Origin of the sequence: Microbacterium meiriae, from assembly GCF_040702565.1 — a bacterium.
Taxonomy (GTDB): Bacteria; Actinomycetota; Actinomycetes; order Actinomycetales; family Microbacteriaceae; genus Microbacterium; species Microbacterium meiriae.
On the sequence record NZ_JBFBLJ010000002.1, the window covers coordinates 324,980 to 342,060 of the forward strand.

Genomic DNA, 17,081 nt, shown 5'->3' on the forward strand with positions numbered 1-17,081 from the left:
AAATCGATTTCAGGGCGCAAGAGTTGACCGCTCCTACACCGCGATGGCCGATCTCCGAAGATTCCACCATCCCCGCTCCTGACCGGGAAAACGCCGGTTCAGCACCGGAATACCGTGACATCCTGACCCCTCCGATCGAGACTGGAGGCATGCCCTTGGACGACCCGCAGGTATGGACGCTGATCGGCATCTTCGTGACGACGATGCTCGGCGGCATGACCCTCATGACGACGCAGTTCGGTCGCGTGCTCCGTGCGGAGATCGGCGGACTGCGGGGAGAGATGACCGGCGAGATCGGCAGGCTCCGCACCGACATGACCACCGAGATCGCCGGCCTCCGCACCGACATGACCACCGAGATCGCCGGCCTCCGCACCGAAATGACCGGCGAGATCGCCACCCTCCGCATCGAGATGACGAACGAAACCGGTGGGCTGCACGCGGCGCTGGCAGCGCTGCACGGAGTGATGATGAGCGAGATCGGAGCGCTGCGCGCGGCGATGGGTGCGCTGCAGGGAGCGATGATCGGGCTGCGTGGCGAGATGATCGGGCTCCGCGGCGAGACGACCGCACGACTCGACGGCCTCGATCACCGCCTCGACCGATTGGAGGTGAAGGTCGACGATCTCGACAAGGAGATGACGAACCTCGCAGCGCGGTTCTGGCGCTCCCAGTAGCGACCTGCGGTCAGGCGCGTGCGGTCGCGCGCTGCACCTCGCCGGAGAGGACGACCGTCCGAGCCGGCTGCACGTCTCCCCTGATCCGTTCGAGCAGCATCCGCGCCGCCGTCACGCCCATGTGCCGCGCCGGCAACCGCACGACGGTCACAGCGGAGGGAGACAGCGTCGTGAAGGGCAGCGATCCGATCACCGCGACACCGAGTTCCGGAGGGGTGAGGCCGCGCTCCGTGAGGACCTGGATCGCGCCGACGCCGATGAGGTTGTTCCCGGCGACGACCGCGTCCGGCGGCTCCGGCAGCGCGAGGAGTTCCTCCATGGCCGCACGCCCGCCGTCGACGCGGAACGTCGCGAAACGCTGCAGCGAGGACAGCTCGTGATGGGGATCCATCGCCGAGAGGGCTCCCCGCCAACCTTCCGCCCGCTCGGCCGCGGTGTCGATGTGCGCGGGCCCCCCGATGTACGCGATGCGGCGATACCCGGCGTCGAGCAGGCTCTGCGTCGCTGCGGCTCCCGCCTCCCGGTTGGCCATCACCACGCCGTCGATGTCGGCGGCCGTGCGACGGTCCACGGCGACCACGGGCCGCCCCGTCGCCCGCACCGGCGCGAGATCCGAGTGCTCATCCGCCGTCGCGATGATCACCCCCGACATGTTCTCGGCGATCGCGATCCGGAGGTACGTCGCCTCCTTCTCGACCTGGGCGTCGGAGTTGCAGAGCACGACGGAGTACCCCGCCTCGGACGCCGCGTCCTCCACCCCACGCGCCATCTCGGTGAAGTACGGGTTCTCGATGTCCGGGATCACCAGGGCGATGACCTCGGAGCTCTGGGTCCGCAGCGTGCGCGCCGTCCGGTTCGGCGTGAATCGGAGCTCCTCCGCCGCCGCCCGCACGGCCGCCGCCTTCTCCTCCGACACGCTCGTGCCGTTGAAGACGCGTGAGACCGTGGCCGGCGAGACGCCGGCCCGCCGCGCGACGTCGTAGATCGTGGCCATGGGCACCCACTGTAACCGGTTTCAGCCCTCAGACCTCCGCGAGGAATCGATCGAGAGTCACCCCGAGAGCATCGAGCCGGGCCCGAGCCGCGTCCGAGAGCGGTCGGAACGGACGACGGCAGTCGCCCAGTGCTCCGGCGCCACCCGCGCTGCGACCGGAGAGGTACTTCGCCGCAGGGAAGACGTCGATCGCGACCAGCTCGGCGATGACATGGTTGATCCGGCTCTGCACCCGCTGCGCTCCGGCCAGGTCGCCGACGTCGAGGAGGCGACGCGCCGCCTGGAAGAGCTCGACCTGCAGCCCGACGGTCGTGCCGATGGTCCCGCGGGCGCCGGCGGCGAGCGCCGGCACGAACACCTCGTCGAAGCCGTTGATGTAGGCCTTGTCGGGGAAAGCCGTCTTCATGCGCTCCAGGGCGTACATGTTGTGCGCGGTCTGCTTGAGTCCGATCACCCGATCGTCGTCCAGGAGCTCGCCGGCTGTCTCGACCGTGAACTCCGTCCCGGTGAACTGCGGGATGTTGTAGACGATGAGGGGCAGATCCACGGCGTCCAGCACCGCGCGGTAATGGTCGAGGACGGCCTCGATGCCGAACGAGTAGTAGATCGGCGGGATCATCGAGAGCGCGGATGCGCCAGCCTGCTGCGCCCGTCGCGCGAGCTCGATGGCCTCCCTCGTGGACAGCGCGCCGACGTGGGCGACGACGGGTATCCGCCCTTCCGCGGCGCTCACCGCGGTCTCCACCACCGCGGTCCGCTCGTCCGCCGACAGGAGGAGGCCCTCCCCCGACGACCCGCAGCAGTAGATCCCCTCGACCCCGCGCGCCACGTAGTCCCCGATGAGCGTCGAGAGCAGCCCGGTGTCGACCGCCCCCTCCGCGTCGTAGGGCGTGGCGATCGCCGCCATCAACACCCCGAGGTCCGCCGCGGTGGTCACCATGCCGTCCACCCCCCGTCCACGACGAGGTTCGCTCCGGTCATGTAGCGCGAGGCATCGGAGAGCAGGAAGACCGCGGCACCGTTGAAGTCGGTCGCCTCCGCCATCCGCCCGATCGGGATGCGCGTTGTGTAGTTCTGCTGGAAGGTCGCGTCCTGCGTGTCTCGGCCGACGCCGGACGGAGTGAGGGTGTTGACCCGGATCCCCTGCCGCCCCCAGTACGTCGCGCAGTAGCGCGTGAGGTTGTAGAGCCCCGACTTCGCCGCCGAGTACGCCACCGGCTTCACGAACGGCACCCCGGTCTGTTCCTCCTTGTAGGCGTAGATGTCCTGCACCGGGGACACCATCCCGTAGATCGAGCCGACGTTGATGATCGAGCCCGGCTTTCCGACGGCGCGCATCCGGGCACCGGCCGCCTGCGTCACGAGGAAGGTGCCGACGAGGTTCACGTCGACCACCTCCCGGAACACGTCGAGGGGGAAGTCCTCGAACGGGCCGGAGACCTCGGGCGGCGCGCTCGGCTGGGTGTCCAGTCCCGCGTTGTTGATCACGCCGTCCGGCGCCGCACCCCACGCATCGACGATCGCATCGAGGCCGGCCTCGACGCTGCCCTTCGAGACGATGTCCACGGAGACGCCGAGGAGGCGCGGGCTGTCGGCGATCTCGGGGAACGTCTCCTGCAGGCGCGCGGCGTCGACGGTGCGCGATACCACGGCCACCCGGGCACTGCGCCCGTGCAGCTCGCGGACGAAGGCCGAGCCGATCTGGCCGAGGCCGCCGGTGACGAGGATGATGCGGTCGGTGAGGTCGAAGATGTCCGTCATGTCGTTCGTCTCCCTCAGCTCACCGCGTGCCGCGCGAGGTTCTCGCGGTCGTACTCCAGGCCGTTCCCCGGCGCTCCGGTCGGGACGAAGAACCCGTTCTGCGGCCGCTGCGGCACGATGACGCCCAGGTCGGTGAGCGTGCCGCCGTCCGTCATCTCGCCGAACAGGGCATTGGGCACCGCGCAGAGCACGTTGGCCGTGAGCTCCATCACGAAGTGCGGCGTCATGGGGGCGTTGTACGCCCGGCCCAGGGCGGCGATGTCCATGTAGGGCGTGATGCCGCCGACACGACCGACGTCGGCCTGGATGAAGTCGCACGCGTCGGCGAGGAGGTACTGGTTGAACTGCTGGAGCGTGTAGACGTTCTCGCCCAGGCCGATCGGGATCGGAGAGCGCGCCCGGAGGCGGGCGTGCGAGGCGACGTCGTCCACGCGCAGCGGCTCCTCGACCCAGTACAGGTTGAGGTCGCGGAACCGGGTGACCGCCCGGACCGCCTCTCCGTAGGTCCATCCCTGGTTGGCGTCGACCATGAGCGGGTACTCGCCGACGGCCTCGCGGATCTTGGTGAGCCGGTAGACGTCCTCCTCGAGGTCCGGCTTGCCGACCTTGACCTTCCCGGCGGCGTACCCGTCGGCCTTCCACTCCTTGACCTGCTCGACGACCTCCTCGGCGGACAGGTTGAGGTTGATGCCGCTGCCGTACAGCGCGACCCGGTCGCGCACCTGCCCGAGGAGCTTCGCGAGAGGCTGCTGGTAGTGCAGCCCCAGCAGATCCCACAGCGCCACGTCGATCGCGGCGAGCGCGAGCGTGGTGGTCCCGCCGGGGCCGTTGTCGCGGAGATGCTGCCAGGAGTGCTGCCAGACGGCTCGCGGATTGACCTCACGGCCGATGAGCGTGGGGATGAGCTCGCGCAGCGCCGCCATCATCATCTGGCCGCCGACGCCGGAGGTGTGGCTGAACCCGGTGCCGACCAGGCCGGTGTCGGTGGTGATGTCGGCGAGGATGATCTCGATGTGGGTCACCCGATGGATCTGGTCCCCCCACGGCCCCTTGGGGAGGGGGATGCGGGAGAGCTGGAGGTCGATCGATTCGATTTTCATGCGTGGTCCTTCCGGGACGACGAGGAGGGGTCGGAGGGGGCGTCAGCCCTTGACGGCGCCGGCGGCGAGTCCGGCGACGAGGCGCTTCTGCACGAGGAGGAAGCCGACGACGACGGGGAGCACCGAGAGCACGCCGCCCGCGGTGAGCAGATCCCACCGGATCTGGTACTCGCCGATGAACAGGTGCAGGCCGACCGGCAGGGTGCGGGTCGCCGTCTGCGAGGTGAACGTGAGGGCGTAGAGGAACTCGTTCCAGGTGAGGATGAACGCGTAGGTTCCCGCCGCCACCATCCCCGGCCGCAGCAGGGGCAGCAGCAGGATGCGGATGATCTGCCAGGACGAGGCCCCGTCGATCTGGCCGGCCTCCTCGATCTCGCGCGGGATCGAGTCCGCGAAGCCCTTGAGCAGCCAGGTGGCGAACGGCGTGGCGAACGCGGCGTGGACCAGTGCGAGGCCCAGCGTCGTGTCCATCAGCCCCATCCCGCGGAGCTGCCCCTGCAGCGAGATCACGAGCAGCACGGCGGGGAACATCTGTGCGAGCAGCAGCCCGATCATGACGGCCCCGCGGCCGCGGAAGTCGAACCGCGACATCGCGATCGCGGCGCCGGTGGAGACGACGAGGGTCACCGGGACCGCGATCGCGGCGACGGTGAGGCTGTTCCGCAGATAGGTCAGGAACGGCGTGGTCGACAGCAGCTCGGCGTAGGAGGCGGTCGTGAACTCCGAGGGGATGAGGTTCGCTCCGGCGCCGGCGAGTTGATCCCGGGGCGTGAGCGACGTCAGCAGCATGACGATGTACGGCCCGAGCACCATCGCGAGGACGCCGAGGAGGGCGATCGCGAAGCCGGTCCTTCCCGCGAAGCGGCCGAAGCGGACGGGGACGGTCGTCGTACTCATCGCGTGGTGTCCTTCCGGGTGAGGCGCACGTAGAGCGCGATGAAGACGGCGAGGAACAGGGCCTGGATGACGGCGTACGCCGCGCCGGCACCGAAGTCGCTGGCCTTGTAGGTCGTCAGATACGACTCGAGCGCCAGGGTCGTCGAGGACGTGCCCGGCCCGCCGCCGGTGAGGATGAAGATGAGGTCGACGTAGTTCGAGGTCCAGATCAGGCGCAGGAGCGTCGTGATGAGGATCGTCGGGAGGATGGCGGGCAGCACGACGTGACGGAACACGCCGACCGGCCCGCATCCGTCGATCTGCGCGGACTCCTTGAGCTCGCCGGACACGCTCTGCAGCGCCGCGAGGATCATGATCGCGAAGAGCGGGATGCCCTGCCAGACGTCGATCATCACGAGGGTCGGCAGCGCGGTGCTGTTCTGCGACAGGAACTCGATCGGGGCGTCAATGACCCCGGCGTTCAGCAGCCACTGATTGAGGACGCCGTTGTTCGGATCGAGGATCCACTTCCACATCAGCGCGACCAGGACGCTGGGCGTCGCCCACGGGATCATGATCAGCCCGCGGTACACGCCCCGCAGCGGGAAGCGGTTGTTCAGCATGAGCGCGAGCGACAGCCCGCCGATCAGCTGGAGGGAGACGGCGCCGAACGTCCAGATGGCCGTGCGGCCGAGCGTGGGCAGGAACTCCGCCGTGCCGATGACACTGGCGAAGTTCTGGAACCCGACGAACTCGAGCACGCCGGTGAAGACGCTCACGTCGTTGAACGAGAACCAGATCGAGCGGACGAGCGGATACCCGGCGAAGACCGCGACCAGCGCGATCGCCGGCGCGAGCAGGACGAGCGGGGCGACCGACCCGCGGCGAGCGCGTCGCCGGGGCCGGGTCACCGGCCGGCGCGGGGCCGGCCGGCCGGTGACGACCGCTTCCGTGAGAGTGGAGCTTGCCATGTCGGTCCTCAGCGCAGCACGTCGGACATCTTCGTCAGCACGTCCTGGCTGCTGATCTCACCCTGGAACGCCTGCTGGATGAGCGGGTTCCACTCCTTGGCGGCGAGCTCCGCCACCCCCTCCAGCGCCGGCCAGGTCTTGGCGGTGGGGATCGCGTCGACCGCGACCGCGAGCTGCGGGTCGGACGAGTACGCCTCGGTGTCGATCACCGACTCGAGCACGGGCAGCTGGCCCTGCGGCGAGGTGGAGATCTTCTCCATCTGCGCCTCCTCGCTCAGCCAGGAGATCCAGGTCCACGCGGCGTCCTTCTTGTCGGAGCCCTCGAGGATGACGTTGCCGCTCATGCTGCCGAGTGTCGCGCCCGGCTTCCCGTCCTCCGTGGGGATCGGGACGACGCCGAGCTTGTCGCCGAAGACGCCCTGCAGCTCCTTCAGGGAACCCGGGTGGTGGATCATCATGCCGGTGAGACCCTCGACGAAGTTCGTCTTGACGTCGGCGAAGGCGGCCGTGATCGATCCGGGGGGCGCGGCCTGCAGGTCGGTGACGATGCTGAGGTAGTCCTCGTTCACCGCGACGCCCTTCGCGTCGTCCAGGACGACCTCGCCGGAGTCGTCGACGACCGACGCGCCGCCGGCGTACATCCATGCGAGCCACTGGTCCTGTCCGCCCGCACCGCCGCGAACGTCGATGCCGTACCGGCCGTCGCCGGTGAGGGCCGCCGCCGCGTCGAGGAGGTCCTGCTGGGTGCGCGGCGCCTCGAGCCCGAGCTCCTCGAAGTAGTCCACGCGGTAGTAGAGGTAGAGCGTCGTGTACTGGTGCGGCAGCATGTAGACGGCGTCCTCGCCGGGCAGCTGCCCCGTCGCCCAGAGCGAGTCGACGACGTCGTCCGAGGCGTCCCAGCCATCGACGTACGGGGTGAGGTCGGCGATGGCGCCCTGCGGCGCGAACTGCCCGAGCCACCAGTCCTTGCTGCGGGCGGCATCCGGTCCGGTGCCGTTCATCGCAGAGGACACGAGCTGGTTCTGGTACTGGTCGAGGGGGATCGTCTCCAGCACGACCTCCACCTCGTCCTGCGCGTCGTTGAACTCGTCCGCGAGCTCCGTCCAGGTGGGGTCGGTCGCGTCGTCCTGCCAGAGCCAGTAGGTGATCTCGACGGGACCGTCGCCCTCGCCCGTCGGGGCGCCTCCGGCGCAGCCGGCGGTGAGGGCGACCACGCCGAGGACGGCCAATCCGGGGAGGAATCGGGTGGATCTCATGATGCGTACTCCTTCGTCGATCAGATGAGGGTGGTGCGAAATCGATTTCAAAACGGGTGCGGCAGAACGCGCCGGTGCGGGGAGGGGTCAGACCGGCAGCGCGGCCGTGGTGCCGAAGTCGATGTCCGGGTAGCGGTTGCGGACGCCGTAGAAGTGGGCGTCGAGCTCGTGGACGGCTCGGCGGGTGTCGCCGGCCTCGATCGCGTCGATGATGCGACCGTGCATCGCGGCGATGGCCGGGTCCTCCTCCACGGGCTCCTCCCGTCGCGCGGCCGCGAAGACGACCCAGAAGGATTGCAGGAACTGGTCCATGAACGCATTGCGCATCGGCGCGAGCAGCCCGCGGTGGAACTGCTGGTCGAGCTCCGCGAAGCTCTCGTTGCGCAGGGCTCGCTCCACCATCTCCTCCGAGAGCAGACGCAGGCGGGTCAGGTCGCTCGGCTGCAGGCGCGGGATGACCAGGGGAAGCAGCGAAGTCTCCAGCGCGTGACGCACTTCCAGGAGCTCGCGGGTGGCGGCCTCCGGGTCGTCGACGAAGCCGATCCAGCGGGTGGCGAGATCGGCGGCACGGAACCCGCGCCACACGCGGCGCGCGCCCTGCCGAGAGGCCACGATGCCGAACGCTTCGAGCACGCTGAGGGCCTCGCGGATGCGCTGCCGTCCCACCTCCAGCACGGCGCCGAGTTCGGCCTCGGTGGGCAGCGGGTCGCCGATCTCCAGCCCGGAGCGCTGCAGGTGCTGAGCCAGACGTCGAGCGAGCGCGTCTGACAAGTCGGACCCGGTGATCTCGATCTTGTCTGACATGTCCCGTTCGCTCCTTCGCGACATCGGCGGAATTTCCGCTCCTGAGCCTAGACACTTTCCCTGCGTGTCGTCAAGTAGGCTCCTGACTGCGCTCACTTGTCGGACAAGTAAAAGCGAGCCCATGCAGAAATGCCGCGACCCGAAGGCCGCGGCATCCCGTCCGTGTATGTCCCGGAGTCGTGTCAGCGGTGCGTGGCCACCACCTGTGCGACGGCGGCCCGCTCGTCGGCGGAGGGTTCGGAGATGGCCATGCGGCAATGCGTGTCCACGACGTCGAGCACGCGGTACGCCTCCTTCATGCGCCCCATGTCGCCGCCGATGAGCGCGACGACGTCGTCGACTGCTGCCTGTGCCGCCGCGATGGCCTCGGCATCTCCGGAGCGTCCGGCATCGGCGAGGGCGCGGAAGGGCTTCGGCGTCACGGAGGAGACGCCCGAGACGACACCCTGCGCCCCCGCCCCGACGGCCGCGATGAGGTCGCGGTCGGCGCCGGTGTAGAGCTCGAAGCCCGTCGGCACGGCCGCACGATAGGCCGCGATGTCGTCGAGCGACAGCTCGCTCACCTTCGCTCCCACCACGTTCGGAAGCGCGGCGATGCGCACGAGCAGCTCCGGCGAGACCGGGTTCCCGCTACGCGCGGGGTAGATGTAGACGTACAGGCGCCCGTCGCCCACCGCCGCCGAGACGGCACGGTAGTAGTCGAGGATCGCATCGTCCGTGGCACGCAGGTAATAGGGGGTGAGGGCCGCGAACTCCGTGGCCCCGAGCTCCTTCGCGATGCCGACCAGACGCACGGCCTCGAACGTGCTCGGCTGCCCGACGTGCACGATGACGCGCATCCGGCCGGCCAGCTCCTCCAGCGCGGCGGCCACGAGCGCCCGGAACTCGTCCGCGTCCACCGCGGGGAACTCGCCCGTGGTGCCGAGGATGAAGGCGCCCTCGTTCCCCGAGTCGGCCACGAATCGGAAGATCGCGCGCGACCCCTCGAGGTCGAGGGTCCCGTCGCGGTGGAACGCGGTCGGGACGGCGGTCAGGATGTCGTAGCGGGTCACTTCTCGGTCTCCTCGGGGGTCGTGCTCTGGCGGTTCTTGCGGTCGGCGCGTCCCCGGCGCGCACCGGCGTGGACGTTGCGGACGGTGGAGGTGAGCAGGTCGGGCTGCGCCGCGAGCTCGTCGTGCGCCTTCTCGATCTGCACGATGCTGTCGGTGTGGAGGATCGAGTCCTCCAACGAGGCCCGCTCGGCGCGGGGCGTGCGGGCGGCACGGATCGCCGGCATGACGATCGACAGCACCGCGAGCGCGAGCAGCACGAGGGCGATCGGGCTGACGACCTCGAAGAACGGCCGCGTCGGCAGGATCGCCAGCGTGCGGGCGAGGTTCTCCTCGGCGAGCGGACCGAGCAGCAGGCCGAGCACCACGGGTCCTGCCGGGACCTGCATGCGCTTGAGCAGCACGCCGATCACCCCGAAGACGAGCATCGTGACGACCGTCGACAGGCTGTTCGAGGTGGCGTAGGTGCCGATGATGCAGAAGATGAGGATGCCGCTCCACAGGTACGGCTGCGGCACGTCGAGCAGCTTGACCATGCCCTTCATCCGCACGAGGCTCAGCGCGAGCGACAGGAGGGTCGCGACGAGCATGATGCCGACGATCGAGACGACGAGGTCGGGGCGGTTGGTGAACAGCGTGGGCCCGGGGGTGATGCCCCAGATGATCATCGAGCCGATCATGACCGCCATCACGGAGTCGCCGGGGATGCCGAGCGCCATCGTGGTGGTGAGCGAGCCGCCGAGCGTGGCGCTGGAGGCGGTGTCGGACGCGGCGACGCCCTCGATCGACCCCTTTCCGAACATCTCCGGGTGCTTCGACGCCTTCCGCGCCCGCTCCCAGCCGATGAGCCCGGCGATGTCGCCGCCGGCCGCGGGGATGAGGCCGACGCCGAGGCCGACCGCCCCGCCGACCGCGGTGGCCCGTCCGCTCTGCTTCAGCTCGGCGCGGTTCGGCCACCACCGGCCGAGGCTCGAGATCGGTCGGACGTGCGACTTCCGGTGCGTGAGGAGCTGATCGAACAGCTCGGCGATGCCGAAGAGACCGATGATGACGGCGATGAAGTTCACGCCCTCGACGAGTTCCAGCACGCCGAACGTGAAGCGCTGGTCGGCGGTGGCCGCGTAGGTGCCGACGCTGCCGAGCATCAGCCCGAAGAGACCGGCCAGGATGCCCTTGAGCATCGACTTCGACGAGATGCCGATCATGATCGCGATGCCGAAGACGACGAGCGCGAACAGCTCGGGCGACTTGAAGTAGTCCCGGGCGAAGCTGGCGATCGGCACGGCGGCGACCGAGAAGAGCACGAGCGAGGCGAGGATGCCGACGGCCGACACGATCGCGGAGATCGTCAGCGCCAGACCGGCCCTGCCCTGCTTCGCCATGGGATAGCCGTCGAGGGTGGTGGCGATGGAGGCGGGTGTCCCCGGGGTGTTGATGAGGATGGACGGCACCCGGTCGCCGAAGTTCGCCGCGACGTAGATCGTCAGGAGCACCGCGAGGCCCTGCACGGGCTCCAGGGTCATGGTGAAGCCGGCGGCGAGTGCGACGGCCATGGTCGCGGTGATGCCGGGGAAGGCGCCGACCATGAAGCCGAGCACGAGGCCGACTGCCATGTACAGCAGGATCGAGATGTCGAGGAGCGAGTTCAGCCCCTCCAGGAGCGCGTTCACAGGGGGATCCTCAGGAGCATGCCGAAGACGACGTAGACGAATGCCGTGACGGCGGCGGAGTAGATGACGAGGCTCAGCCAGCGGCGGTGGCCGTAGAGGAGCATCAGTGCGGCCATGAGCAGAGCACAGGCGATCGGGAAGACCTCGATCCGGTAGCCGAAGAGGATGACCGAGCCGAGGGCCCACAGCGCGATGAAGGCGCCGGCGATCGCGATCGTCGCGATCACCCGGAGGACGCCGCCCGGCTGGATGCGCTCGAGATCCTCACGCGTGGGTGCCGGTCGCGTGATCGCCACGGCGAGCAGGGCGATCGCGATCACGACGCCGGTCACGCCGATGACGAGCGGCCAGAAGCGGGCGTCGATCTGTCCGGGGGCGGCCTCGCGGCGCAGCGGGATCTGCGTGGCGAGGAAGAGGTAGCCGGCGGTGATCGCGAGGGCGACGGCGGCGAACGCGATCTCGAGGGGACGGGAGGCGGTCGCTCCCTCGTAGCCGCCCGGCGCGACCGGCTCGGCCGCGGTGTCGGGGCTGGTCATGGTGCTCCTTCGTCGGAGGGCCCGGTGGGGTCGGCGCGTGCCGACCCCACCGGAGGTGTTCAGCCCAGGAGGTCCTGGAACAGGGCGAACTGGTCGTCGACGAACCCGGTCCACTCCTCGGAGTCGCGGTAGACCACGAGGTTGCCGGCGTCGGCCTGGAACTTCTGGTAGCTCTCGGACTCCACGGCCTCCTTGACGGCGGCTTCGAGGGCGTCGTGCACGTCGTCCGGCAGTCCGGCCGGTGCGTAGATGCCGCCCCAGCCGCCGAAGACGACCTCTTCGCCGATGGCCTCCTCGACCGTCTCGACATCCTCCGCGTCGGGGTGACGCTCGTCGTTCATGACCGCGAGGATGCGGACGGCCTCGCCCTGCGCGAGCGCCTCGCCGAGTCCGGAGACGGCGGCGACGGTCTCACCGGACGCGGCGGCCGCGACCGCCGTGGCGCCGCCGTCGTAGGGGACGGGAGTGAAGTCGGCGTCGGTCGCCTGGCCGAGGCCGAGGGTGGCGGCCTCCCAGATCGAGCCGGCACCGGAGTTCGCGACCGTGACCGCGCCGGACTTCGCCTGCGTCACGAGGTCGTCGAGGGTCTCGATGCCGCTGTTGGCACCCACCGTGATGACCCCGGGAGCGAGCATGATCTGGCCGAGCAGGTCGAAGTCGTCGGGCAGCACGTCGGCGCTCTGGGTCGTGTTGAGCATCGCGATCTCGACGGGCGCGAAGCCGATGACGTAGCCGTCGGGATCCTGCGAGCCGACGTACTCCATCGCGAGCGCTCCCGCGGCACCTGGCATGTTCTCCGGGATCACGCTGACACCGAGGATCTTCTCGACCTCGGTGGCGAGCGCGCGGGACGACAGGTCGGAGCCGCCGCCGGGATTGGCCTGGATGATCAGCCGGATGTCGTCCTCGGGATAGGTCGAGGCGGCCCCCTCGCTCTCGTCGACCTTCGTGCAGGCCGACAGCACCAGAGCGGTGGCGGCGAGGGCGGCGAAGGCAGCGGCCGCCCCGAGTGATGCGCATGCGGGGCATCTTTGCTCCTCTACGTGGGTCGACCGTGTTGTCGACACCGCGAGGCTACCAGTGTTGACTGTTAACAGTCAACACTGCGGAGCGTCACCGCACCCGGCTCACGACCAGGAGGTGCGGGCTGAGCTCCCGGATTCCGGGAACGGTGCTCCCGGCTCGCGCCAGCAGGAGAGCCGCCTGTGTGAGCGCCGTCTCCTCCGCAGGCATCTCCTCCAGCAGCAGCCCGCCGGGCCCTTCGACGCCATGGACCTCCACAACGTCGAGTCCGGCGGCGGCGGCCTCCTCGGCGAGCGAATCCGCCGTGTGGAAGTGCCCGGCAGGGAAGCGACCTCGCGAGGAGGGCGCCCCGTGCTCCAGCAGTGCGCCGTGTTCATCGTCGAGGTGGAGGTCGGTCACGCCCAGCGCGAGCTGACCGAATCCGACGAATCGCGAGAGGCCTGCCGCGAACACCCAGCCGCCGGATCGCACCACCCGTGCGGCCTCGCCGAGCGCCTGGAGGCGGTCCGCGCGATCCGCCAGGTGGTACAGCGGACCGAGGAGAAGAGCGGCATCGAAGCTGTCCGCGGTGAACGGCAACGAGCGCGCGTCCCCTACACGAGCATCCACGCCCCGCTGCGCCGCGCTGTGGACGTGCCCGCGCACCGGGTCGACGAGGATGACCTGATGGCCACGGGCCAGGAGCGACCGCGCATGGACGCCCGCCCCGCCTCCGACATCGATGACGCGACCCTCGGGGAGGTGCGCGGCGATCAGCTCCTGGATGCGCTGGTGCTCCAGAGGTCCTTGCGCCGAGCGGGTCGTCAACCGCGCCGATTCGTCGAACTGGTCCTCGTAGTAGTCGCGGATCCGCTCATCGAGCTCACGCTGGTCCATGGTCGACCTCCGATCGGTAGGCCTCCATCATCCACGCCGACCCGATCCGTCGACGAGCGCCAGGCGGACATGGCCGCCTGGCGCTCTGCCCCTCCGGGGTCTAGCCGGCCGTGGCGTTCTCGTACGCCCGCATCGCCGCCTCCTGCGCCTCCTTCAGCGCGTCCTCGGGAGACTTGTCCCCGAGCAGCGCTGCGGTGATCGCGTTGTTGAGTTCGTTCTGGATCTCCTGGCCCGCGGGCGAGGAACCGAAGGACTGTCCGTAGTCCACCACGTCGTAGTAGGTCGAGATGACCTGGTCGAAGCCGGCGTTGCCGCTGTCCGTCACGAAGGTCTCACGGATCGACTGATCGGCGGACGGCGATCCGGTGAAGAGCCCGGTGTTGATACCGCCATCGGTCTTCAGCGTCTCGGCACGGGCCTCGCCCGCCGCGTTCCAGGCGTCGTCCGAGGTGAGGTTCACCATCCAGGCGCACGCCGCCGCGGGGTTCTCCGCCCCGGCCGGGATCACGAACGCGGTGCCGGACGCGACCGAGAACGGCTCCCCGTCGGCATTCCGGAACGGCACAGCCTCGAGGTCGATCTGGTCGGCGTAGGGGCTCAGCACGTTCGGATACCACTGCGCGTTCACCTGCGCGCCGACCTGCTGGGCGACGAACTGGTTCTGGTCGCCGAAGGCGTCGAACGAGTCGGTGAAGCTCTTGACGGCCGCGAAGCCGCCCTGCGCGTCGGTGATCTGCTTGAGCATCTCGATGCCGGCCACGTTGCTGGGGTCGTCCAGGGTGGGCGCGCCCTTCTCATCGTTGAGCTGGCCGCCCATGCCGAGAATCCACAGCCCGGCCTGGCCCGTCGCGACGGGGTCGAACCCGAGCCGCGTGGGCACGCCGCCGGACTCCTGGTACATCTTCTCGATCGCGCCGAGCAGCACGTCGGGCTTGGAGGTGTCGATCTCGTCCGCCGTCACCCCCGCCTCGTCGAGCACGGCCTTGTTCAGCAGGATCGCCGGCGGCTGGTAGAACTGCGGCACCGCCCACACGGCATCGTCGTAGGTGACGTCGTCGACGACGAAGGGGTACCAGTGGTCCCGCGGCGAGACGTCCTGGGCGGCGAAGCACTCGTCGAGCGGCATGATGAGGTCCTGCGCGGCATACGTGGTCACGTACCGGCGGTCCATCTGCACGACGTCGGGCACGTCGCCGCTCGCGATCCGCGTGGTGAACTTCTGCGCGTCGAAGGCCGTCGCGTCGAGGTCGACCTCGACGTCCTTCAGCTGCTCGGCGGCGTAGTCCATGCGCGAGGTGCCGACGTCGTCGGCGTTCTCGAAGCCCCACGCTTTGAGCGTGCCGCTCGGCTCCGCGCCGAAGTCGGCGTCGGCCGCCTGGTCGTCTCCCCCTCCGCCGCCGCACCCGGCGAGGACGAGGACGGATGCCGCGGCGACCGCGGTGATTCCCAGCATGCGTGTGCGCATGACTGCTCCTTTCGATCTGTGGTTCGTGATCCCTTGCGCCCCTGGGTGGCGACGCCCTCGATGAAGGCACGCTGCCCGAAGGCGAAGAGGATGAGCATGGGGAGGGTCACCAGGAGGGAGGCGACCATGACGTACTGGTAATCACCGTGACCGCCCGCCGTGGGGCTGTACTTGGTCATCGCGTAGGCGATGCCGAGCGGCGCGGTGAACTCGTCCACCGACCCGGCGTTGAGGTAGATGAGGGCGGCCTGCAGGTTGTTCCAGCTCGCCTGGAACTCGAACAGGAACACGATGACGAACGACGGTATCGACAGCGGCATCGCGATCCGCCAGAAGAGGCCCCAGGCGCTGGCCCCGTCGAGCCGCGCCGCCTCGAACAGCTCCCGAGGAAGGCCGAGGAAGAACTGCCGCTGCAGGAAGATGTAGAAGGCCGAGCCGAACAGGTTCATGCCCCACAGCGGCACCCAGGTGCCGAGGAGTCCGGTCTCCTTCCAGATGAGGTAGATCGGGATCATCGTCACCGCGCCGGGGAGCATCATCGTCGCGAGCACGAGGCCGAACAGCAGCCCGCACCCCGGGAAGCGGAAGTAGGCGAAGCCGAACGCCACGATCGAGCTGGAGATCGCCACGGCACCGGCGGCGAGCAGCGCGATGGCGATGCTGTTGCCCATCCAGTTCAGCAGCGGGAGCTGATTCCACACCTCGACGTAGTTCTCCGGCACGAACGTCTTCGGGATGAGGGCGTTGTCGAACACCTCCCCCCGCGGCTTGAAGCTGGCAGCGATGAGCCACGCGAAGGGGTACAGGAACAGCAGCGCGAACAGCACGAGGATGATGTTCAGCACGATCCGGGCGACGAGGCTCTTCGGCTGTCGCAGGCGCCGTCGCCAGCGCGACCGGGCCGGGGCGGGAGCCGCGACGGCCTCCGGGAGGTCGTCCCCGGTGGCCTCGACGGGGACCTGACGCAGGGTCTGGGACATCAGCGGTCTCCCTCGTAGTAGACGAAGCGGTTGCCGACCTTCACCTGGATGAGCGTGATGATCATGATGATGACGAAGAGCAGCCACGCCATCGCCGCCGCGAAACCGAAGTTGAACTGCCGGAAGGCCTGTTGGAACAGGTAGATCGCGTAGAAGAGCGACGCCTCAGGAGACGAGTTGCTCTGATCCCGCCAGAACAGCAGATACGCCTGATCGAAGATCTGGAAGGCGGCGATCGAGAGCACGATGACGTTGAAGAACATGGCCCCCGAGATCATCGGCAGGGTGATCGAGAAGAACTTCCTGATCGGTCCCGCCCCGTCGAGCGAGGCCACCTCGTACAGCTCGACCGGCACGTTCTTGAGGGCGGCCAGGAAGATCACCATGGTTCCCGCGACGGTCCACAGCGTCATGATCACGATGCTCGGCTTGACCCACGCGGGGTCGACGAGCCACTGGGGCCCCTGGATGCCGAACAGTCGGAGGAACTGGTTGATCGCCCCGGAGTTGCCGTTCAGGAGGAGGAAGAACACGGCCGCCGTGGCGACGGCCGGGGTCATCTTCGGCAGGTAGTAGAGCACGCGGAAGAATCCCGCACCTCGCCCGACCCGGTTGAGCAGCAGCGCGAGGACGAGCGCGAACACGATCTCCAGCGGCACCGCCATCACCACGTAGAACAGCGTGTTGGCGAGCGAGACGCCCACCCGCGGGTCCTCGAAGAGGTTGGCGTAGTTGTCGATGCCGACCGGGCGCGCGCTGTTCGTGGCGAGGTTGTAGCTGCTGAACGAGATGTACAGGCTGTAGACCATCGCGCCGGCCGTGAAGATGAGGAATCCGATGAGCCATGGCGAGATGAAGAGATAGCCGGCGAGGGCTTCTCGGCGGTTGTACCGGTCCCGCTGGCGGGTCTTGAGCGGCATCCACCTGCCTCCTTTCCGAGGACGCGCAGACACGGCGCTCTGGTCCTGGCGCGATGGTAGATCCGGAGAAGCGGTTCTCCGCGGGGCTTGCGCAGAACCGTTTCCTGTGGTTCACCTGAATGC

The 17,081-nt window shown here is 68.9% G+C and carries 16 protein-coding genes and 1 pseudogene; 1 reads left to right on the forward strand and 16 read right to left on the reverse strand.

Annotated features, from left to right (window positions below; all coding sequences use genetic code 11):
* Positions 1 to 149: 149 nt before the first annotated feature.
* Positions 150 to 677, forward strand: a complete 528-nt coding sequence (locus AB0310_RS08960) for a hypothetical protein (protein ID WP_366237060.1) — start codon at positions 150 to 152, stop codon at positions 675 to 677.
* 10 nt (positions 678 to 687) lie between these two features.
* Here AB0310_RS08960 and AB0310_RS08965 read toward each other — a convergent pair whose 3' ends face one another.
* From AB0310_RS08965 to AB0310_RS09040, 16 genes and pseudogenes are all read right to left on the reverse strand, one after another.
* Positions 688 to 1,671 (reverse strand): LacI family DNA-binding transcriptional regulator, encoded by a 984-nt coding sequence (locus tag AB0310_RS08965; RefSeq protein WP_187662631.1) that lies wholly within the window; start codon positions 1,669 to 1,671, stop codon positions 688 to 690.
* A 28-nt stretch (positions 1,672 to 1,699) separates the two neighbouring features.
* Positions 1,700 to 2,611 carry a dihydrodipicolinate synthase family protein gene (locus AB0310_RS08970; RefSeq protein ID WP_259953796.1) on the reverse strand — a complete coding sequence of 304 codons (912 nt, stop codon included), beginning with the start codon at positions 2,609 to 2,611 and terminating at the stop codon, positions 1,700 to 1,702.
* Positions 2,605 to 3,432 carry an SDR family oxidoreductase gene (locus AB0310_RS08975; RefSeq protein ID WP_366237061.1) on the reverse strand — a complete coding sequence of 276 codons (828 nt, stop codon included), beginning with the start codon at positions 3,430 to 3,432 and terminating at the stop codon, positions 2,605 to 2,607. The genes AB0310_RS08970 and AB0310_RS08975 overlap by 7 nt, the downstream gene beginning before the upstream one ends.
* 14 nt (positions 3,433 to 3,446) lie before the next feature.
* Positions 3,447 to 4,532, reverse strand: coding sequence for a mandelate racemase/muconate lactonizing enzyme family protein (locus tag AB0310_RS08980; RefSeq protein WP_315636562.1), 1,086 nt, complete (start codon positions 4,530 to 4,532; stop codon positions 3,447 to 3,449).
* Positions 4,533 to 4,574: 42 nt separating this feature from the next.
* Entirely contained in the window at positions 4,575 to 5,429 is an 855-nt protein-coding gene (locus AB0310_RS08985) for a carbohydrate ABC transporter permease (protein WP_187662635.1), read from the reverse strand.
* Positions 5,426 to 6,379, reverse strand: coding sequence for a carbohydrate ABC transporter permease (locus tag AB0310_RS08990; protein WP_280564493.1), 954 nt, complete (start codon positions 6,377 to 6,379; stop codon positions 5,426 to 5,428). The genes AB0310_RS08985 and AB0310_RS08990 overlap by 4 nt, the downstream gene beginning before the upstream one ends.
* An 8-nt stretch (positions 6,380 to 6,387) precedes the next feature.
* Entirely contained in the window at positions 6,388 to 7,635 is a 1,248-nt protein-coding gene (locus AB0310_RS08995) for an ABC transporter substrate-binding protein (protein WP_268776953.1), read from the reverse strand.
* Positions 7,636 to 7,722: 87 nt separating this feature from the next.
* The gene (locus tag AB0310_RS09000; RefSeq protein ID WP_366237062.1) at positions 7,723 to 8,439 is read right to left on the reverse strand and encodes a FadR/GntR family transcriptional regulator; all 717 of its coding nucleotides are present in this window, start codon (positions 8,437 to 8,439) and stop codon (positions 7,723 to 7,725) included.
* A gap of 182 nt (positions 8,440 to 8,621) precedes the next feature.
* Entirely contained in the window at positions 8,622 to 9,491 is an 870-nt protein-coding gene (locus AB0310_RS09005; RefSeq protein WP_268776952.1) for a dihydrodipicolinate synthase family protein, read from the reverse strand.
* Positions 9,488 to 11,158 (reverse strand): tripartite tricarboxylate transporter permease, encoded by a 1,671-nt coding sequence (locus tag AB0310_RS09010; RefSeq protein WP_280564491.1) that lies wholly within the window; start codon positions 11,156 to 11,158, stop codon positions 9,488 to 9,490. The genes AB0310_RS09005 and AB0310_RS09010 overlap by 4 nt, the downstream gene beginning before the upstream one ends.
* On the reverse strand, positions 11,155 to 11,694 hold the full coding sequence (locus AB0310_RS09015) for a tripartite tricarboxylate transporter TctB family protein (protein ID WP_366237063.1): 540 nt from the start codon (positions 11,692 to 11,694) through the stop codon (positions 11,155 to 11,157). The genes AB0310_RS09010 and AB0310_RS09015 overlap by 4 nt, the downstream gene beginning before the upstream one ends.
* A gap of 59 nt (positions 11,695 to 11,753) precedes the next feature.
* Positions 11,754 to 12,761, reverse strand: coding sequence for a tripartite tricarboxylate transporter substrate binding protein (locus tag AB0310_RS09020; RefSeq protein WP_366237064.1), 1,008 nt, complete (start codon positions 12,759 to 12,761; stop codon positions 11,754 to 11,756).
* A gap of 46 nt (positions 12,762 to 12,807) precedes the next feature.
* Positions 12,808 to 13,593: a class I SAM-dependent methyltransferase gene (locus AB0310_RS09025; protein ID WP_187662643.1), complete on the reverse strand. Its 786-nt coding sequence runs from the start codon at positions 13,591 to 13,593 to the stop codon at positions 12,808 to 12,810.
* Positions 13,594 to 13,693: 100 nt separating this feature from the next.
* The gene (locus AB0310_RS09030; protein WP_144881801.1) at positions 13,694 to 15,058 is read right to left on the reverse strand and encodes an extracellular solute-binding protein; all 1,365 of its coding nucleotides are present in this window, start codon (positions 15,056 to 15,058) and stop codon (positions 13,694 to 13,696) included.
* A gap of 29 nt (positions 15,059 to 15,087) precedes the next feature.
* A pseudogene (locus tag AB0310_RS09035) lies at positions 15,088 to 16,038 on the reverse strand (carbohydrate ABC transporter permease); the annotation flags it as partial.
* The gene (locus AB0310_RS09040; protein WP_187662645.1) at positions 16,038 to 16,958 is read right to left on the reverse strand and encodes a carbohydrate ABC transporter permease; all 921 of its coding nucleotides are present in this window, start codon (positions 16,956 to 16,958) and stop codon (positions 16,038 to 16,040) included. The gene AB0310_RS09040 and the pseudogene AB0310_RS09035, both read right to left, overlap by 1 nt.
* Between the last annotated feature and the right edge of the window lie 123 nt (positions 16,959 to 17,081).

Coding starts and splice junctions, on each gene's coding strand:
- AB0310_RS09030 (WP_144881801.1), bottom strand. CDS start 15,058: ATGCGCACACGCATGCTGGGAATCACCGCGGTCGCCGCGGCATCCGTC.
- AB0310_RS09000 (WP_366237062.1), bottom strand. CDS start 8,439: ATGTCAGACAAGATCGAGATCACCGGGTCCGACTTGTCAGACGCGCTC.
- AB0310_RS08995 (WP_268776953.1), bottom strand. CDS start 7,635: ATGAGATCCACCCGATTCCTCCCCGGATTGGCCGTCCTCGGCGTGGTC.
- AB0310_RS08960 (WP_366237060.1), top strand. CDS start 150: ATGCCCTTGGACGACCCGCAGGTATGGACGCTGATCGGCATCTTCGTG.
- AB0310_RS08965 (WP_187662631.1), bottom strand. CDS start 1,671: ATGGCCACGATCTACGACGTCGCGCGGCGGGCCGGCGTCTCGCCGGCC.
- AB0310_RS09015 (WP_366237063.1), bottom strand. CDS start 11,694: ATGACCAGCCCCGACACCGCGGCCGAGCCGGTCGCGCCGGGCGGCTAC.
- AB0310_RS08980 (WP_315636562.1), bottom strand. CDS start 4,532: ATGAAAATCGAATCGATCGACCTCCAGCTCTCCCGCATCCCCCTCCCC.
- AB0310_RS08990 (WP_280564493.1), bottom strand. CDS start 6,379: ATGGCAAGCTCCACTCTCACGGAAGCGGTCGTCACCGGCCGGCCGGCC.
- AB0310_RS08975 (WP_366237061.1), bottom strand. CDS start 3,432: ATGACGGACATCTTCGACCTCACCGACCGCATCATCCTCGTCACCGGC.
- AB0310_RS08970 (WP_259953796.1), bottom strand. CDS start 2,611: ATGGTGACCACCGCGGCGGACCTCGGGGTGTTGATGGCGGCGATCGCC.
- AB0310_RS08985 (WP_187662635.1), bottom strand. CDS start 5,429: ATGAGTACGACGACCGTCCCCGTCCGCTTCGGCCGCTTCGCGGGAAGG.
- AB0310_RS09040 (WP_187662645.1), bottom strand. CDS start 16,958: ATGCCGCTCAAGACCCGCCAGCGGGACCGGTACAACCGCCGAGAAGCC.
- AB0310_RS09025 (WP_187662643.1), bottom strand. CDS start 13,593: ATGGACCAGCGTGAGCTCGATGAGCGGATCCGCGACTACTACGAGGAC.